This window comes from Klebsiella aerogenes KCTC 2190, from assembly GCF_000215745.1.
Classification (GTDB): Bacteria; Pseudomonadota; Gammaproteobacteria; order Enterobacterales; family Enterobacteriaceae; genus Klebsiella; species Klebsiella aerogenes.
Map to the genome: position 1 here is coordinate 2,931,239 of NC_015663.1, position 16,932 is coordinate 2,948,170.

The 16,932-nt window shown below is 59.1% G+C and carries 16 protein-coding genes; 8 read left to right on the forward strand and 8 right to left on the reverse strand.

The window, feature by feature from the left end:
* Window positions 1–86: 86 nt before the first annotated feature.
* From fepC to fepD, 3 genes are read right to left on the reverse strand one after another with little or no spacing between them, the layout of a single operon-like run.
* Window positions 87–881 (reverse strand): iron-enterobactin ABC transporter ATP-binding protein, encoded by a 795-nt coding sequence (gene fepC, locus EAE_RS13845; RefSeq protein WP_015367776.1) that lies wholly within the window; start codon window positions 879–881, stop codon window positions 87–89.
* Window positions 878–1,867: an iron-enterobactin ABC transporter permease gene (gene fepG / locus EAE_RS13850; protein WP_015704707.1), complete on the reverse strand. Its 990-nt coding sequence runs from the start codon at window positions 1,865–1,867 to the stop codon at window positions 878–880. Before fepG ends, fepC begins: the two co-directional genes overlap by 4 nt.
* Window positions 1,867–2,874, reverse strand: coding sequence for a Fe(3+)-siderophore ABC transporter permease (gene fepD / locus EAE_RS13855; RefSeq protein WP_015704708.1), 1,008 nt, complete (start codon window positions 2,872–2,874; stop codon window positions 1,867–1,869). Before fepD ends, fepG begins: the two co-directional genes overlap by 1 nt.
* Before the next feature lie 112 nt (window positions 2,875–2,986).
* Here fepD and entS point away from each other — a divergent pair, with 112 nt between their 5' ends.
* Complete coding sequence (gene entS / locus EAE_RS13860; protein ID WP_015704709.1) at window positions 2,987–4,228, forward strand: enterobactin transporter EntS; 1,242 nt, start codon at window positions 2,987–2,989, stop codon at window positions 4,226–4,228.
* Window positions 4,229–4,286: 58 nt separating this feature from the next.
* On the opposite strand, the gene EAE_RS13865 is transcribed toward entS, so the two are convergent.
* The gene (locus EAE_RS13865) at window positions 4,287–6,419 is read right to left on the reverse strand and encodes a glycoside hydrolase family 18 protein (RefSeq protein WP_015704710.1); all 2,133 of its coding nucleotides are present in this window, start codon (window positions 6,417–6,419) and stop codon (window positions 4,287–4,289) included.
* Window positions 6,420–6,647: 228 nt separating this feature from the next.
* On the reverse strand, window positions 6,648–7,607 hold the full coding sequence (gene fepB / locus EAE_RS13870; protein WP_015704711.1) for a Fe2+-enterobactin ABC transporter substrate-binding protein: 960 nt from the start codon (window positions 7,605–7,607) through the stop codon (window positions 6,648–6,650).
* A 187-nt stretch (window positions 7,608–7,794) separates the two neighbouring features.
* Here fepB and entC point away from each other — a divergent pair, with 187 nt between their 5' ends.
* From entC to EAE_RS13905, 7 genes are all read left to right on the forward strand, one after another.
* Complete coding sequence (entC, locus tag EAE_RS13875; protein ID WP_015704712.1) at window positions 7,795–8,970, forward strand: isochorismate synthase EntC; 1,176 nt, start codon at window positions 7,795–7,797, stop codon at window positions 8,968–8,970.
* A gap of 9 nt (window positions 8,971–8,979) precedes the next feature.
* Window positions 8,980–10,587, forward strand: coding sequence for a (2,3-dihydroxybenzoyl)adenylate synthase EntE (gene entE, locus EAE_RS13880; protein ID WP_015704713.1), 1,608 nt, complete (start codon window positions 8,980–8,982; stop codon window positions 10,585–10,587).
* A 13-nt stretch (window positions 10,588–10,600) separates the two neighbouring features.
* A complete protein-coding gene (gene entB, locus EAE_RS13885) occupies window positions 10,601–11,452 on the forward strand; it encodes an enterobactin biosynthesis bifunctional isochorismatase/aryl carrier protein EntB (RefSeq protein ID WP_015367768.1) in 852 nt (283 codons plus the stop codon).
* Window positions 11,452–12,207, forward strand: coding sequence for a 2,3-dihydro-2,3-dihydroxybenzoate dehydrogenase EntA (entA, locus tag EAE_RS13890; RefSeq protein ID WP_015367767.1), 756 nt, complete (start codon window positions 11,452–11,454; stop codon window positions 12,205–12,207). The genes entB and entA overlap by 1 nt, the downstream gene beginning before the upstream one ends.
* Window positions 12,208–12,621: a proofreading thioesterase EntH gene (gene entH, locus EAE_RS13895; RefSeq protein WP_015704714.1), complete on the forward strand. Its 414-nt coding sequence runs from the start codon at window positions 12,208–12,210 to the stop codon at window positions 12,619–12,621.
* 268 nt (window positions 12,622–12,889) lie between these two features.
* Window positions 12,890–14,995, forward strand: a complete 2,106-nt coding sequence (gene cstA / locus EAE_RS13900; RefSeq protein WP_015367765.1) for a pyruvate/proton symporter CstA — start codon at window positions 12,890–12,892, stop codon at window positions 14,993–14,995.
* Between the two features lie 79 nt (window positions 14,996–15,074).
* Entirely contained in the window at window positions 15,075–15,272 is a 198-nt protein-coding gene (locus tag EAE_RS13905; RefSeq protein WP_002893903.1) for a YbdD/YjiX family protein, read from the forward strand.
* On the opposite strand, the gene EAE_RS13910 is transcribed toward EAE_RS13905, so the two are convergent.
* The 3 genes from EAE_RS13910 to EAE_RS13920 all read right to left on the reverse strand — a co-directional run bounded on the left by EAE_RS13910 (window position 15,269) and on the right by EAE_RS13920 (window position 16,877).
* Window positions 15,269–15,673, reverse strand: coding sequence for a helix-turn-helix domain-containing protein (locus EAE_RS13910; protein WP_015704715.1), 405 nt, complete (start codon window positions 15,671–15,673; stop codon window positions 15,269–15,271). The two genes, EAE_RS13905 and EAE_RS13910, sit on opposite strands and share 4 nt — an antisense overlap.
* A complete protein-coding gene (locus tag EAE_RS13915) occupies window positions 15,648–15,950 on the reverse strand; it encodes a type II toxin-antitoxin system RelE family toxin (RefSeq protein WP_015367763.1) in 303 nt (100 codons plus the stop codon). The genes EAE_RS13910 and EAE_RS13915 overlap by 26 nt, the downstream gene beginning before the upstream one ends.
* Before the next feature lie 183 nt (window positions 15,951–16,133).
* Complete coding sequence (locus tag EAE_RS13920; protein ID WP_015704716.1) at window positions 16,134–16,877, reverse strand: SDR family NAD(P)-dependent oxidoreductase; 744 nt, start codon at window positions 16,875–16,877, stop codon at window positions 16,134–16,136.
* Between the last annotated feature and the right edge of the window lie 55 nt (window positions 16,878–16,932).

The window sequence follows — 16,932 nt, forward strand, 5'->3', positions numbered from 1 at the left end:
GGTAGAGCCCGGGCTACCCGTTTTGGGTAGCCCGGCTCAGCGCAGCGCAAGCCGGGAATGCGATGGTTGAGATGGTATAGAAAAGATTATCGGCGACCCAGCGGCACTACCAGCGGCGTATGCGCCACCGGATCGTCGATGATCGTGCAGCGCAGACCGTAGATACGCTCAATTAGATCCGCCGTGACGATCTCTTTCGGCGCGCCTTCGGCAACGATCTTACCGTCGCGCAGGGCGATCAGATGGGTGGCGTAACGACAGGCCTGATTGAGATCGTGCAGTACCGCCGCCAGCGTATATCCCTTCTCGCGATTCAGCTCGCTTAACAGTTCCAGCAGGTCGATCTGATGGCTGATATCCAGCCAGGTCGTCGGCTCATCAAGCAGCATAATCGCCGTCTCCTGCGCCAGTACCATCGCAATCCACGCCCGCTGGCGCTGGCCGCCGGAGAGGGTATCCACGCTCTGCAGCGCGAGGTCGACAATCCCCGTCGCCCGCATCGCGTTATTTACCGCTGCTTCGTCTTCTTTACGCCAACGGGTAAACATCGGCTGGTGCGGATAGCGCCCGCGCGCCACCAGTTCCTGTACGGTGATATCGCCGGGCGTGGTGGCATTCTGCGCCAGCAGGCCAATCCGCTTTGCCACCTCTTTGCTGGCGTAGTGCTGGATCTGCTCGCCATCGAGATAAACGTGGCCGCTGGACGGGGTCATCAGGCGGCTGAGGGTGCGAAGCAGGGTTGATTTACCACAGCCGTTGGGGCCGATAATCGCCGTGAAATGGCCGTCAGGAATCGTGACGTTCAGCGATTCGGCGATGGTCTTTTTGCCGTAGGCCAGGGTCAACTGGTCGCCGCGCAAACGGGAAGTTACAGCGGTCATTTTTTGCGGGACTCCTGAATTAATAACGCGATGAGGTAGATACCGCCAAGACTGACGGTGACCACCCCTACCGGTAACTGATAAGGCATGAACAGGCGCTGGGCGCAGTAATCGGCCAGCGCCAGCAGCAGCGCGCCGCACAGCGCCGACTGGGTTAACCCCCAGCGTGCGGTGCCGCTTATCCGTCGGGCGATATGCGGGGCTACCAGCGCGACGAAAGAAATAGGCCCGGCCAGCGCGGTGGCGGAAGCGGTCAGCAGCACCGCCACCAGCATCAGCAGCAGGCGTGAACGTTCGACTCGAACCCCCAGCGCGCAGGCGGTATCGTCGCCCATCTCCAGCAGCCGCATCCGCCGCGCCAGCAGCGCGCCGCACGCTAACATCAGCAGGATCAGCGGCGCCGATGGCCAGGTTTTGCCCCACGTCAGGCCGTTGAGCGAACCGGCATTCCACAACCCGGCGGAAAGGGCAGTCTCAAGCGACGCGCGCAGCAGCAGCCAGGTATTGAATGCCACCAGCATGGCGCGCACGCCGATGCCGATAATGATCAGGCGGAAGGTTTCAATGCCGTTGCGCCACGCCAGCAGCCACACCACCAGCGAGGTCAGCACGCCGCCAAGCATCGCCGCCAGCGCGATGGCGGTCAGGTTCTGGCCGAACATCACCATCGCCACCAGCACGCCGCTCCAGGCGCCGGTGTTGAAGCCCATCACGTCCGGGCTACCCAGCGGGTTACGCATCAATGACTGAAAAATGGCGCCGCTGACGCCAAGCCCGGCGCCGATCAGCAGCGCCATCAGCACGCGCGGCAAGCGCCATTCGGTGACCACCATGCTGACGTTGCGCGGCGCGTCGCCGAGCAGCGCGGAAACCACCTGTTCAATGCTGAGCGGCACCAGGCCATTACCCAGACCGAGCAGGGACACCAGCAGACTGGCGGCGATCAGCAGCAGGCAGCAGAACATCAGGCGGCGGGAGGGAGCCATCACAGCGCACCTCCTCGCGGCTGACGGCGAACCAGCCAGATCAACACCGGCGCGCCGATAAAGGCGCTGACCACCGAAACGCGCAATTCACCAGGCACCAACAGGCGGCCAAGCACGTCGGCAAACAGCAACAGGGCGGGGGTGGCGAGCAGCGTAACCGGCAATGACCAGCGGTGATCCGCCCCCACCAGCCAGCGCGCCATATGCGGCATCATCAGGCCGATAAAGGCGATAGGGCCGACCAGCGCCGTCGCGCTGCCGCACAGGACGGTTATCGCCAGCAGGCCGATTAACTGGGTGCGCGCGACCCGGCTGCCGAGCGCGGTGGCGGTGTCGGCGCCGAGACTCAGGCTGTTCAGCGCCCGGCTGAGAAAAAGGGTTACCACGGCGGCAATCAGCACCGGTAGCAGGACGATTTTCAGCGTTTGCAGGGTGCGAATATCCAGCGAGCCGGCTTGCCAGAAGCGCAGTTGGTCATACACGTCCGGGTTGAGCAGGGCGATGCCGTTAGATAAGCCTTCCAGGACCGCCGCCAGCGCCACGCCCGCGAGGGTCAGGCGCACCGGGCTAAGCTGGCCGCCGCCCTGGCTGCCGGTAAACGCGACCAGTAGCGACGCGGCGAAGGCGCCGCAAAAGGCCATCAGCAACTGCTCCTGCGGCGAAGTGATGCCCAACAGCGCCGCACCGAGCACGATGGCGAAGCTGGCGCCGGAGTTGACGCCGAGCAGGCCCGGGTCGGCCAACGGGTTACGGGTGAGGGTTTGCATTAGCGCGCCGGCGAGGCCAAGCGCGCAGCCGGCCAGCAATCCGGCCAGCGTACGCGGCAGGCGGGCATCCAGTACGATAGTGCAGTCGGCGCTCTGACAGCTGCCGGAGAAGGCATCGACAATCACCGAAGGCGGCAGAGGTTTGGCGCCGATAAGCAGGCTGAGCGCAATCGCGAGAGCTAAAAGTAACAAGAGACCAGGCACGGCGACGGCGCGCACCGTGGTCGTAGAAAACGACATAGTTCAAATCCCTGATATGATAATGATATTAATTATCGTTATCGATTTTATTCAGGTATGTTACCATGAGAAACCATAAAAATGGTATGAAAAATAACGACAAGGCCCTTGCATGAACCGACCTTCCCGGCTGCTTGATGTCAGCCTCCTGCGCACCCATCCGGCGTTCCGCGCCGTCTTTATCGCTCGCTTTATTTCTATCCTGTCGCTTGGCCTGCTAGGCGTGGCGATCCCGGTACAAATCCAGATGATGACCCATTCGACCTGGCAGGTGGGGCTCTCGGTGATGCTGACCGGCTGTTCGATGTTCATTGGGCTGATGGTCGGCGGCGTGCTGGCCGACCGTTATGAACGCAAACGCCTGATCCTGCTGGCGCGTGGCACCTGCGGCGTGGGCTTCGTCGGCCTGTGCCTGAACGCTATGCTACCGGAACCCTCGCTGGCGGCAATTTACCTGCTGGGGATCTGGGATGGCTTCTTCGCCTCTTTGGGCGTGACCGCGCTTCTGGCGGCAACGCCGGCTTTAGTCGGCCGCGAAAACCTGATGCAGGCCGGAGCGATCACCATGCTGACCGTGCGTCTCGGTTCGGTGATATCGCCGATGATCGGCGGGCTATTGCTGGCGACCGGCGGCGTGGCCTGGAACTATGGCCTGGCGGCGGCGGGGACGTTCATTACCACCCTGACGCTGCTACGCCTGCCGCGGCTGCCGCCACCGCCGCAGCCGCGCGAGCATCCGCTGAAATCGTTGCTGGCGGGGCTGAAATTTCTCTTTAATAGCCCGCTTATTGGCGGCATTGCGCTGCTCGGCGGCCTGTTGACGATGGCCAGCGCGGTGCGGGTGCTTTATCCGGCGCTGGCGGAAGGCTGGCAGATGTCAAATTCGCAGATTGGCCTGTTGTATGCCGCCATTCCGCTTGGCGCGGCGCTGGGGGCGTTAACCAGCGGACAACTGGCGCATACCGCGAAGCCGGGGGCGCTGATGCTGATAACGACGGTAGGGTCGTTTGTGGCGATTGCGCTGTTCAGCGTGATGCCGTTCTGGGCGCTGGGCGCGCTCTGTCTGGCGCTGTTTGGTTGGCTGAGCGCGATAAGCTCGCTGCTACAGTACACGTTGATCCAAACGCAAACGCCGGAAAATATGCTGGGGCGCATTAATGGCCTGTGGACCGCGCAGAACGTGACCGGCGATGCTATTGGCGCGGCGCTGTTGGGTGGATTAGGGGCGGTAATGACCCCGGTGGCTTCAGCCAGCGCCAGCGGCTGGGCGCTGGTGATTGTTGGCGTATTACTGATTGGCTTATTGCGCGAGCTACGCCGTTTTCAGCGTCCGGAGCAGGCCTGCGAAAGTTAAGCGCGACAACAGCAAAAAGGCCCCGGATTGCTCCGGGGCCTGGCTTCATTTATAACCCTTAGTACGCGCCGAGATCTTTCCAGACGTCGAACTGGCCGCAGTACAGGTCAGGCTGTTTGCCCTGAGACCACCATTTCACCTGATAGTTGTGGCCTTTCCAACTCACGGTTTCAAAGGTACCCCAGTTGCCGCCATAAACGGTTTTGGCATCCCACAGCGGGTAAGGCGTGGCGTCGTCAGATGGTACCACGTCATCATCCTGCGCAGGCGTGGTGTCATCAGTCTCTTTTTCTTCGTCAGCAGGTTCATCTGCCGGCTCATCGGCTGGCTTGTCATCACTCTGACCGTCCCCGGAAGCCACGACAACGGAGAGGATAAAGCGCTGCTGGGTTGACGGTTCGCCCCAGGTATCGCGAACGAACAGCGTGAAAGTGAACTCGGTATCCGCGGTGACTTCCGGTACATCGAACTCAATAACCGCGGCGGTTTTATCCGCAACATCAATGGCTGCCGGCACGCCCCAGCTGTAGCTCAGCTCGTCGCTATCTTCATCAGACGATTTTTCCCCGGACAGGCGTACGCGGGAGCCGCCTACGACCATCATTTCAATTGCCGCTTCCGGCGCATGGTTTACCGTCGGTTCAGTTGGCTCATCTTCTGACTTATCGTCTTCTTGTTCATCAGCAGGCACAACGTTAATGCCTTCGAAATAGAACGGGTCCATATCGATAACTTCAGAGGCGATTTCGTAGCCCAGACCTTCACGGGCGGCGTTAACCAGCACGCCGTTATCATGGTCGATAGTCCAGGTAAACAGACCGCCCAGCCCCAGGCTGGCAGCGTATTCCCCTTTGGCTTTGACGGTGCGCGGGGTATCCAGCGACATAAACAGTTTGGATTCAGGATTGTAGAGGAAATCAGCGTCAGCCACCTGGTCGGTATAAACGTTAAAGCCGTTACGCCCTTTCTGGTTTTCCAGATCCAGGTAGTTATAAATGACGTCATACCATTCGTTGGTACCGGATTCAAAGGTACCGACGGTGGTGCCGTTACCCGGGTTATAGGTGCCTTTCAGCGGAGACAGCGATTCCAGCTCGGCGTTGCGGCCGTTACGGGTATAGCCGGCGTAACCGATGTTGATGCGCTCAGCCGGGAAACCTTCCGCCAGCAGATGTTCAACGATGGTGTTAATCGCCCAGCCGCCTTGCTCAATGGCTTTCAGATTGGTGTGGTGGGTGATGCTTTCCGCCCACGGGGTGCCGAAGAAGTCATAGGTCATGACGTTGATGCCGTACAGACCGGCATTCATCAGCGCTTTGACGTTGGAATAATCAAAGGTCTTCACCACGGCGGAGCTGGCGATAGAGATTTTGACATCGCTCAGGCCGGCAGAATCCAGCTGCTTACGCAGTTCGGCAATAAGTAACGCATAGTTTTCACCATCTTCCGGGCCGTAGGGGTTGCCGGCGCCTTCGGCGTTCGGGTATTCCCAGTCGATATCCACTTCGCTGAACATCGGGAACTGTTTGAACAGCTTCACCACGCCTTTAGCGAAGATTTTACGCGAGGAATCAGATGCCGCGGTTTCATGAAAACCGTTGCTCATGCTCCAGCCGCCGATGCTCATGGACAGCACCAGGTTGTGGCCCTGTTGTTTGGCTTTCGCTTGCAGGTCGCGCAGACCGCCGAGCAGGCCTTTGGTGTTTGTCTGGGTTACGGTTTTCGGATCGACATCCCAGCCGCTGACGCTGTGGCCAACGTTAACGTAAGACTGGAAGTCGCCCCACGGGTCGAGGAAGGTCGGTTCATATTTGACTTTGCCGCACTGCTCAGCCCCTTCGGCTACCACATCGCGATACAGACCATCCACTTTATGGAAGCCGGTTACGCCGACGAAGCCAACGATGATTTTATCGTAAGCGGTAGGGGAGACGTTGGTCAGGTCGTAGCCGCGTCCGCGGTTATCTTTCGCATCGCTGCCCTGCAGGCGGCCATCGTACTGAGACCAGTCGGTGTAGTAACCGAAGACCTTTGGTTTGTTGGTCGCGCTTTTGTATTTGTTATAGACCGGTTTAGCGACGCGGTCTGACGTATAGCTGTAGTTGCTGACTTCAGTTGCCGGGTTAAAACCATCTGCCGCATTGCTGGTTTCGGTCAGGGTATCGCCCTTGATCAATTTGCTAGTGGTCACGGTAAGTTCCTTCTGAGTTGAATGTCCACCTCAAGTGGTGTGGGGCAGATATTCAGGGAAGGCGGCGACGATGGCTAATCACAAAACAACACCTGAAACGATGATGATTCGCGTGAGGCGCCGATGAGGTATCAAGAGAGGAAAGAAATAAAAAATTCTTTTATAACAACAGGATGGTGTGAGTTATGATGTGAAATGAGATCCCGGCGCAGGGCGCCGGGGAGAGAATCAGGCAAAGAGCGCTGATAAACGCTGCAGCACCAGCATGGCGCTGTAGTAGTCCAGACGGAAGGTTTCGGTCCCCAGCGGATAAACGCGTTTAGCGGCAACCGACGGTAGGTGCGCCAGTAGCGGGTTGGCGTAAATGGCCTCGGCGTCTTTCTGGTCGCCGGCGAACAGGAACAGGCTTTCGCCGTTGATACCCGCCGCCAGATTCTCGCCGCCTAACTGTACGATGTCGTGACGCTTACCCTGGCTCTGGCTGGCGTGCAGGTTACCCGGCAGCGTCGCCAGCTTAAAGCCTAACTGTTCCAGCATCTGACCCTGCGCTGATTCCGGCGTCCAGATATTGGCGCTGTGCGCCGCGGCGGTATAAACCAGCGCGGTGACCGGCTGCGGCGGCAACTTTAGTTTCTCTTTTAACGAAACGAGCTGTTTATTGAACTCGGCAATGCGTGCGTCCGCCTGCTTTTCGTGACCGGTAATATGCCCTAATTGGGTAAGAAGCGTCTGCCAGCTTTTATCGTCGTAGTTGATGATAAGGGTCGGCGCGATAGTCGACAGCTGGTCGTACAGCGCCAGCGCGGAATCGCCGCCGGTGGCGCTTATCAGAATCAGATCCGGCATCTGCGCCGCCACCGCTTCGGCGCTGGGTTCGCCAATATAGAGTCGCGCCAGGTTGCGCTTTTTAGCGACATCGCCCCACTGGCGCAGAAAGCCCTGCGCGTCTGCCACGCGGTTATTCGGCGTGGTCGCGCCGCTGGCGACCACCGGCGCATCAATAGCCAGCAACGATCCGGTGAGGGTGACGCTGGTCGAGACGATGCGCTGCGGTTTGCTCTCCAGCGTATGAGTGCCGCGGCTATCGACGATCTGACGCGGCCAGTCTGCCGCCAGCGCTGAGTTAATTCCTAAAAGGCACAGCCCGCTGGCGAGTAAAGTACGACGGCAAAAAGTGGCAAAATTCACGAATTCGCATCCTGAGTCAGTTGTAGTAAATACGTCTCATTTTCAACATTGTACTGTACGGATGCAAGTGTAAGTCGCATAACCTGCTGTTTGTGCGGTTGACAAGGAGAGCAATACCTTTTAGGTTAGCCAACAAAAATATAAATGATAATTATTCTTAATATCTTTATCGTTTTTGGAGGATGATATGGAAACGTCACTGGCTGAGGATGTACAGGAAAAAACGCAGACCCTGTCGCCGCAAAGCTTCTTCTTTATGTCGCCGTACCGCAGCTTCAGTACCACCGGCTGTTTTAGCCGTTTTTCCCAGCCTGCCGTCGGCGGTGATTCGCTGAACGGCGAGTTCCAGCAGAAAATGGCAGCCGCTTTTGCCGAAGCCCGCGCGGCGGGGATCCGCAAGCCGGTCATGGTCGGGGCGATTCCGTTCGACACCAATCAGCCTTCCGAGCTCTATATTCCCGAACGCTGGGAAACCTTCTCCCGTACCGACAAACAGCAGTCCGCGCGTTACGCGGCGCCGCTCAAGGCGATGGATGTTGTCGATCGTCAGGAGATCCCGGAACAGGACGAGTTTTTGGCGATGGTGGAACGCGCCGCCGCGCTGACGGCGACTCCGGAAGTCGACAAAGTGGTGCTCTCAAGGCTGATTGATATCACGACCCGCGACCGGGTCGATAGCGGCGCGCTGCTGGAGCGGCTGATCGCCCAGAACCCGGCGAGCTTTAACTTCCATGTTCCACTGTCCAATGGTGATGTGCTGCTGGGCGCCAGCCCGGAACTGCTACTGCGTAAAGAAGGACTGCACTTCAGTTCGCTGCCGCTGGCCGGCTCCGCCCGCCGCCAGCCTGACGATGTGCTGGACCGGGAAGCGGGTAACAAGCTACTGGCGTCGAGCAAAGATCGCCATGAGCACGAGCTGGTGACGCAGGCGATGAAGAGCGTGCTTGGCCCGCGCAGCAGTCATCTGTCGCTACCAGAGTCGCCGCAGCTGATTACCACCCCGACGCTCTGGCATCTGGCGACGCCAATCGAAGGTACGGCGCTGGCGGAAGAAAACGCCATGTCGCTGGCCTGTCTGCTGCATCCGACTCCGGCGCTGAGCGGCTTCCCGCACCAGGTGGCGAAGCGGCTGATTGCCGAGCTCGAACCGTTCGATCGCCAGCTGTTTGGCGGCATTGTCGGCTGGTGCGATGACGAAGGCAACGGCGAATGGGTGGTGACCATCCGCTGCGCGCGCTTACATCAACGCTCGCTGCGCCTGTTTGCCGGCGCGGGTATCGTCCCGGCCTCTTCGCCGCTGGGCGAATGGCGTGAAACCGGCGTCAAACTCACCACCATGCTCAACGTATTTGGCTTGAATTAAGAGGCAAGGATGATTGCATTTACCCGTTGGCCGGAAGAGTTTGCGGCCCGCTATCGTCAAAAAGGCTACTGGCAGGATCTGCCGTTAACCAATCTGATTACTCGTCATGCGGACAATGACGCCGTGGCGATTATCGACGGCGAGCGGCAGATTAGCTACCGCCAGTTTAACCAACTGGTGGATAACCTCGCGTCCTCCCTGCAGCATCAGGGACTCAAGCGCGGAGAAACCGCGCTGGTGCAGCTTGGCAACGTCGCCGAGTTCTACATTACTTTCTTTGCGCTGCTGCGCATCGGCGTCGCACCGGTTAACGCTTTGTTTAGCCATCAGCGCAGCGAACTCAACGCCTATGCCGCGCAGATTAAACCGGTGCTGCTGATTGCCGATCGCGAGCACGCGCTGTTTGCTGACGATAGTTTCCTTAATGGTTTTATCGCTGAGCATCCTTCGCTGCGTGTCGCGCTGCTGCGTAACGATGGCGGCGAGCGCGACCTGGCAACGGAAATTAACCGCACGGCGGATAACTTTGTCGCCAATCCGACGCCGGCTGACGAAGTGGCTTTTTTCCAGCTCTCCGGCGGCAGCACCGGGACGCCGAAGCTTATTCCGCGAACCCATAACGATTACGACTACAGTATCCGCCGCAGCAACGAGATCTGCGGTATTAACGCCGACACGCGCTATCTCAACGCGCTGCCGGCGGCGCACAACTATGCGATGAGCTCGCCGGGATCGCTGGGCGTCTTTCTCGCCGGCGGCCGGGTGATCCTCGCCGCTGACCCGAGCGCCACGTTGTGTTTCCCGCTGATCGAAAAACATCAGATTAACGTCGCGTCGCTGGTGCCGCCGGCGGTCAGCCTGTGGCTGCAGGCTATTCATGAATGGGGCAGCAACGCGCAACTGCAATCGCTGCAGCTGCTGCAGGTTGGCGGAGCGCGCCTGTCCGCGACGCTCGCCGCGCGTATCCCGGCGGAAATCGGCTGCCAGCTGCAGCAGGTGTTCGGCATGGCGGAAGGGCTGGTTAACTACACCCGCCTCAACGATAGCCCGCAGCGAATTATCAACACCCAGGGTTGCCCGATGTGTCCTGACGACGAAGTGTGGGTGGCGGATGCCGACGGTAACCCGCTGCCGCGCGGCGAAGTGGGCCGTCTGATGACCCGCGGCCCTTATACCTTCCGCGGCTATTACAACAGTCCGCAACATAACGCTGAAGCCTTTGATGCCGATGGATTTTACTGCTCCGGCGATCTGATTTCGATCGATGAAGATGGCTATATCACCGTCCAGGGCCGGGAAAAAGATCAGATCAACCGCGGCGGCGAGAAGATCGCCGCTGAAGAGATAGAAAACCTGCTGCTGCGCCATGAGGCGGTGATCCACGCCGCGCTGGTTAGCATTGAAGACAATCTGCTGGGCGAGAAGAGCTGCGCTTATCTGGTGGTGACATCGCCGCTGCGCGCCGTCGCGGTGCGCCGTTTCCTGCGCGAGCAGGGCGTGGCGGAATTTAAATTGCCGGATCGCGTGGAGTGCGTTGCCGCGCTGCCGCTGACGCCGGTGGGCAAAGTCGATAAAAAACAATTACGTCAGTGGCTGGCCGAAGGCAAGCTGGGCTGAAGGAGAACAGAAAATGGCAATCCCTAAATTACAGGCTTACGCGCTGCCGGAAGCCAGCGATATTCCGGCCAACAAAGTTAACTGGGCCTTTGAGCCGTCGCGCGCCGCGCTGCTGATCCACGATATGCAGGAGTATTTCCTCAACTTCTGGGGCGAAAACAGCGCGATGATGGAAAAAGTGGTGGCCAATATCGCCGCCCTGCGCGACTTCTGCAAACAAAACGGCATTCCGGTGTACTACACCGCCCAGCCGAAAGAGCAGAGCGATGAAGACCGCGCCCTGCTGAATGATATGTGGGGACCGGGGTTGACCCGATCGCCGGAGCAGCAGCAGGTGATTGCCGCGCTGGCGCCGGATGAACAGGATACGGTGCTGGTGAAATGGCGCTACAGCGCGTTTCATCGCTCACCGCTTGAAGAGATGCTGAAAGAGACCGGCCGCGACCAGCTGATCATCACCGGCGTTTACGCCCATATCGGCTGCATGACCACCGCCACCGACGCTTTTATGCGCGATATCAAACCGTTCTTTGTCGCCGACGCGCTGGCAGATTTCAGCCGCGAAGAGCATTTGATGGCGCTTAAATACGTCGCCGGCCGTTCTGGACGCGTGGTGATGACCGAAGAATTGTTGCCGCTGCCGGCCTCCAAAGCGGCGCTGCGCGCGCTAATTCTGCCGCTGCTCGACGAATCCGACGAACCGCTGGATGATGAAAACCTGATCGACTACGGTCTGGATTCGGTGCGTATGATGGCGCTGGCCGCCCGTTGGCGCAAAGTACACGGCGATATCGACTTCGTGATGCTGGCGAAAAACCCGACCATCGACGCCTGGTGGGCGCTGCTCTCCCGCGAGGTGAAATAATGGCGGCGCTGGATTTTCACGGCCAGACCGTGTGGGTGACTGGCGCAGGTAAAGGCATTGGCTATGCCACCGCGTTGGCTTTCGTCGAGGCCGGGGCCAACGTCACCGGTTTCGACCTTGCCTTTGACGGCGAAGGTTATCCGTTTGCCACCGAAATGCTGGACGTCGCCGATGCCGACCAGGTACGCGACGTTTGCGCGCGTCTGCTCAACGATATCGAACGACTGGACGTGCTGGTGAATGCCGCCGGGATCCTGCGCATGGGGGCGACCGATCAATTGAGCGCGGAGGACTGGCAGCAGACTTTCGCGGTGAACGTCGGCGGCGCGTTTAATCTGTTTCAGCAGACGATGGCGCAGTTCCGCCGTCAGCGGGGCGGGGCGATCGTCACCGTCGCCTCCGATGCCGCGCATACGCCGCGTATCGGCATGAGCGCCTATGGCGCCTCGAAAGCGGCGCTGAAAAGCCTGGCGTTGACCGTCGGGCTTGAGCTGGCAGGCAGCGGCGTGCGCTGCAACCTGGTATCGCCGGGCTCCACCGACACCGATATGCAACGTACCCTGTGGGTCAATGAAGATGCTGAACAGCAGCGGATCCGCGGATTTGGCGAGCAGTTTAAGCTTGGCATCCCGCTGGGCAAAATCGCCCGACCGCAGGAGATCGCCAATACCATTTTGTTCCTCGCCTCTTCTCACGCCAGCCATATTACGCTGCAGGATATTGTGGTCGATGGCGGCTCGACGCTGGGGGCGTAGATGGCCTGGAAACGAGAGCTCACGCTTGCGGCGCTGAACGCCAGTAGCGAAAACACCATGGTGGCGCATCTGGGTATTGTCTACACCCGGCTGGAGGAGGCGCTGCTGGAGGCGGAGATGCCGGTGGATGCGCGCACGCATCAGCCGTTTGGTCTGCTGCACGGCGGCGCTTCCGCGGCGCTGGCGGAGACGCTGGGCTCGATGGCCGGTTGGCTGATGACCGAAGAAGGGCAATGTGTGGTGGGCACCGAGCTTAACGCTACCCACCATCGTCCGGTCTCCAGCGGTAAAGTGCGCGGCGAATGCCGACCGCTGCATCTTGGCCGCCAGAGTCAGAGCTGGGAAATTGTGGTGTATGACGAAAAAGGGCGGCGCTGCTGCACCTGTCGTCTGGGAACCGCGGTGCTTGGCTAAGACGCTGCTATTTCCCCGGCTTGCGCTGCGCTGAGCCGGGCTACGGATCTGTAGGTCGGGTAAGGCGTTAGCCGCCACCCGACAAAAAAACGGCACCGTTCACGGTAATCCTTTCATTTATTTTCCTGCCTTAAGTGATCTCGCTAGCAATGTGAGACAAATCTCCGCCGCGGCATGGCATCTGCGCTGTTTCGAAGTTGTTAAACTCTGCGTTGTGTTCTAGAAACAAACTGTAACATCCTGATTACCCTACCGGTGGACCACAACAATGAATAATTCAGGGAAATACCTTATCTGGACACTGCTCTCCGTGATCGGAGCCTTTGCCCTCGGCTATATCGCCTTAAACCGGGGTGAGCAGATAAATGCGCTGTGGATTGTCGTCGCGGCGGTCTGCGTTTATCTGATCGCGTATCGTTTCTACGGCCTGTATATCGCCAAAACCGTCCTCGGCGTTGACCCAACGCGGATGACGCCGGCGGTACGACATAACGACGGCCTCGATTATGTTCCGACTGACAAAAAAGTGCTGTTCGGTCACCATTTTGCGGCGATTGCCGGCGCAGGGCCGCTGGTTGGCCCGGTGCTTGCCGCGCAGATGGGCTACCTGCCGGGGATGATCTGGATCCTCGCCGGCGTGGTGCTGGCCGGCGCCGTGCAGGACTTTATGGTGCTGTTTGTTTCGACCCGTCGCGATGGCCGTTCGCTTGGCGAACTGGTTAAAGAGGAGATGGGGCCAACCGCTGGCGTACTGGCGCTGGTGGCCTGTTTTATGATCATGGTGATCATCCTCGCGGTACTGGCGATGATCGTGGTGAAAGCATTGACCCACAGTCCGTGGGGGACATACACCGTCGCCTTTACCATCCCGCTGGCGATTTTTATGGGCATCTATATTCGCTATCTGCGCCCGGGGCGCATCGGCGAGGTGTCGGTGATAGGCCTGGTGATGCTGGTGTTCGCGATCATTTCCGGCGGCTGGGTGGCGGAAAGCCCGACCTGGGCGCCGTGGTTTGATTACACCGGCGTACAGCTGACCTGGATTCTGGTGGGTTACGGCTTTGTGGCTGCGGTACTGCCAGTCTGGCTGCTGCTGGCGCCGCGCGACTATCTCTCCACGTTCCTGAAAATCGGCACCATCGTTGGGCTGGCGATTGGCATCCTGATTATGCGCCCGACGTTGACCATGCCGGCGCTGACGAAGTTCGTTGACGGCACCGGCCCGGTATGGACCGGCAACCTGTTCCCGTTCCTGTTTATCACCATCGCCTGCGGCGCGGTTTCCGGCTTCCACGCGCTGATCTCCTCCGGCACCACGCCGAAAATGTTGGCCAACGAAGGGCAAGCCTGCTTTATCGGCTACGGCGGCATGTTGATGGAATCCTTCGTCGCCATTATGGCGCTGGTGGCGGCTTGTATTATCGATCCGGGCGTCTACTTCGCGATGAACAGCCCGATGGCGGTGCTGGCGCCGGCGGGAACCACCGATGTTGTGGCCTCGGCGGCGCAGGTGGTGAGCGGCTGGGGCTTTAGCATAACCCCGGATACGCTGCGCCAGATTGCCAGCGAGGTCGGCGAACAGTCGATTATTTCACGCGCCGGCGGCGCGCCGACGCTGGCGGTGGGGATGGCTTACATTCTGCACGGCTCGCTGGGCGGGCTGATGGATGTCTCTTTCTGGTACCACTTCGCCATTCTGTTTGAGGCGCTGTTTATCCTGACGGCGGTTGATGCCGGCACCCGCGCGGCGCGATTCATGCTGCAGGATCTGCTGGGCGTGGTGAGTCCGGGGTTGAAAAAAACCAGCTCGCTGCCAGCTAACCTGCTGGCGACCGCGCTGTGCGTCCTGGCGTGGGGCTACTTCCTGCATCAGGGGGTGGTCGATCCGTTGGGCGGCATCAATACCCTGTGGCCGCTGTTCGGTATCGCCAACCAGATGCTGGCGGGGATGGCGCTGATGCTGTGCGCGGTGGTACTGTTCAAGATGAAACGCCAGCGCTATGCGTGGGTGGCGCTGCTGCCGACAAGCTGGCTGCTGATTTGTACGTTGACCGCTGGCTGGCAGAAGTCGTTTAGCCCGGATACCAAAGTCGGTTTCCTGGCCATCGCCAATAAATTCCAGGCGATGATCGACAGCGGCGCCATTCCGCCGCAGTATACGGAATCGCAGCTGGCGCAGCTGGTGTTTAATAACCGTCTTGATGCCGGGCTGACTATCTTCTTTATGATTGTGGTGGTGGTTCTGGCGCTGTTCTCGATTAAAACCGCGCTGGCGGCGCTGAAAGAGGATAAACCGACGGCGAAAGAGACGCCGTATGAAGCGATGCCCGCGGATGCGCAGGGCTTAACGGCGCAGGCAAAACGCGCGCATTAACCTGATTGGCCTACCTTTCTTCTCCTCTCTCTCCCTGTGGGAGAGGGATGGGGTGAGGGAAATAAGCGAGAAACTCATTATGTTCGACACCCTTTCAAAAGCAGGAAAATATTTAGGCCAGGCGGCGAAGATGATGATCGGCGTGCCGGATTACGATAACTACGTCGAACACATGCGGATCACGCATCCGGACCAGACGCCGATGACCTATGAAGAGTTCTTTCGCGAACGCCAGGACGCGCGCTATGGCGGTAAGGGCGGGGCGAAGTGCTGCTAGCCTTCTTTCGGTAAGTAGAGGCTGATTTGCTCCTGGGTACAGCCGTAAATCGCCGCCAGTTTTTCGCGGGTCCGCTTCTGCGGACGGGAGTCCAGCGCTTCCAGCTGTGACACCGCGGACTGGCTGATGCCGAGTTTAGCCGCGACCTCCCGCTGTGAGAGTCCGCGCAGGATACGCCACGCGGCCTGCAGGCTGACGTTTTCTTTATGCATCACGTCGCAGACATCCCCTGGCAGCATTACGTTATCATAGATATCTGATTCATAAGAAATATCTTCCCAATTGTTTTCATCCTCGTCGTCGTACTCCAGCAGAGCCAGGCGCATACGAAAGTAATCACTGTAAGGAATGACGACATACTGGTCTTTTCCTTCTTCATCCTTGATGTACTGAATAGTCATATTCGGTATGTTCCTCATGAAGGTAGGTGGTGGTGGTTCGGCGTTTAACCGCCACTACGTAGCAGGTATCGTCCGGCGGATCCCCAAAGGTGTAGATGACTCTGTAATCACCTAATCGCAGCCTGTAGTGGTTTTCGGGAAAGGACAATTTTTTGATATCCGAGATAGGTGAAGCTTTATCATTCATCTTCTCCAGCCTGGATTTAATGCGGTTCTTATACCGATTATCGATTTTAGAAAATTGCTTATTTGCCGTTTTTGACCAGACAATCTTCATCCGTACCTCCACTGTACGCCCACACAAAAGATAAGGAAATAATAAGACTATTAGATAAATTCCGAATTTCTTATGGAGTACAGTAGAGCGGAGAAAAAACGCAGGTAAGAGGCAAAGCGTAACCCGTCGAGGCGGCGCGGGAAGGCCTCTGCCGGGCGACAGAGGCTTGCAGAAAATATGCGATCAGGCGTTCAGGCCGCCATCCACGTCGAGCCCCGTACCGGAGATCTGCCCGGCGGCCGGGCTGGCCAGGAAGGTGACCGCCGCGGCGATGTCTTGCGGCTGGCCGTAGTGACCGACCGCAATCATCTGGCGCTGGGCTTCCGCCTGTTCCCCATCCTCCGGGTTCATATCGCTGTTGGTCGGCCCTGGATGGACAAGGTTAACGGTGATCCCGCGAGGGCCTAAATCACGCGCCAGCCCACGGGTCAGGGAGTTGAGGGCGGACTTGGTCATGGCGTAAACCGCGATGCCCGGCATGGCTACGCGGTTGGCCAGACAGCTGCCGATGTTGATGATCCGTCCGCCATCGGACATATGCACCAGCGCTTCCTGGATAGCGATGACCACCCCACGAATATTGACGTTGATAAGGTCGTCAATGTCCGCCAGCGTCATGGATTCCAGTGGACCGCCGCGGGCGATGCCAGCGTTGTTGACCAGAATGTCCAGCCCGCCGAGGGCCCGGGCCGCATGGGTGACGGCATCCTGAATGGCCTGCGCGCTGGCGCTGTCGGCCTGCACCGCTTCGCCGTACCGACCCAGCGCCTTAATTTCATCGGCGACCGCCTGGGCTTTATCGGCCGATTTTTCATACGTAATAACCACATCGGCGCCGGCGCGCGCCAGCGACAGCGCAATAGCGCGACCCAACCCACGGCTGGCGCCGGTAACCAGCGCCTTCTTACCTGTTAAATCGATCTGCATGATGACCTCGTTACGAGAGTGGTGAGAATCATCATTAGGTATAGATGGTCTGGGT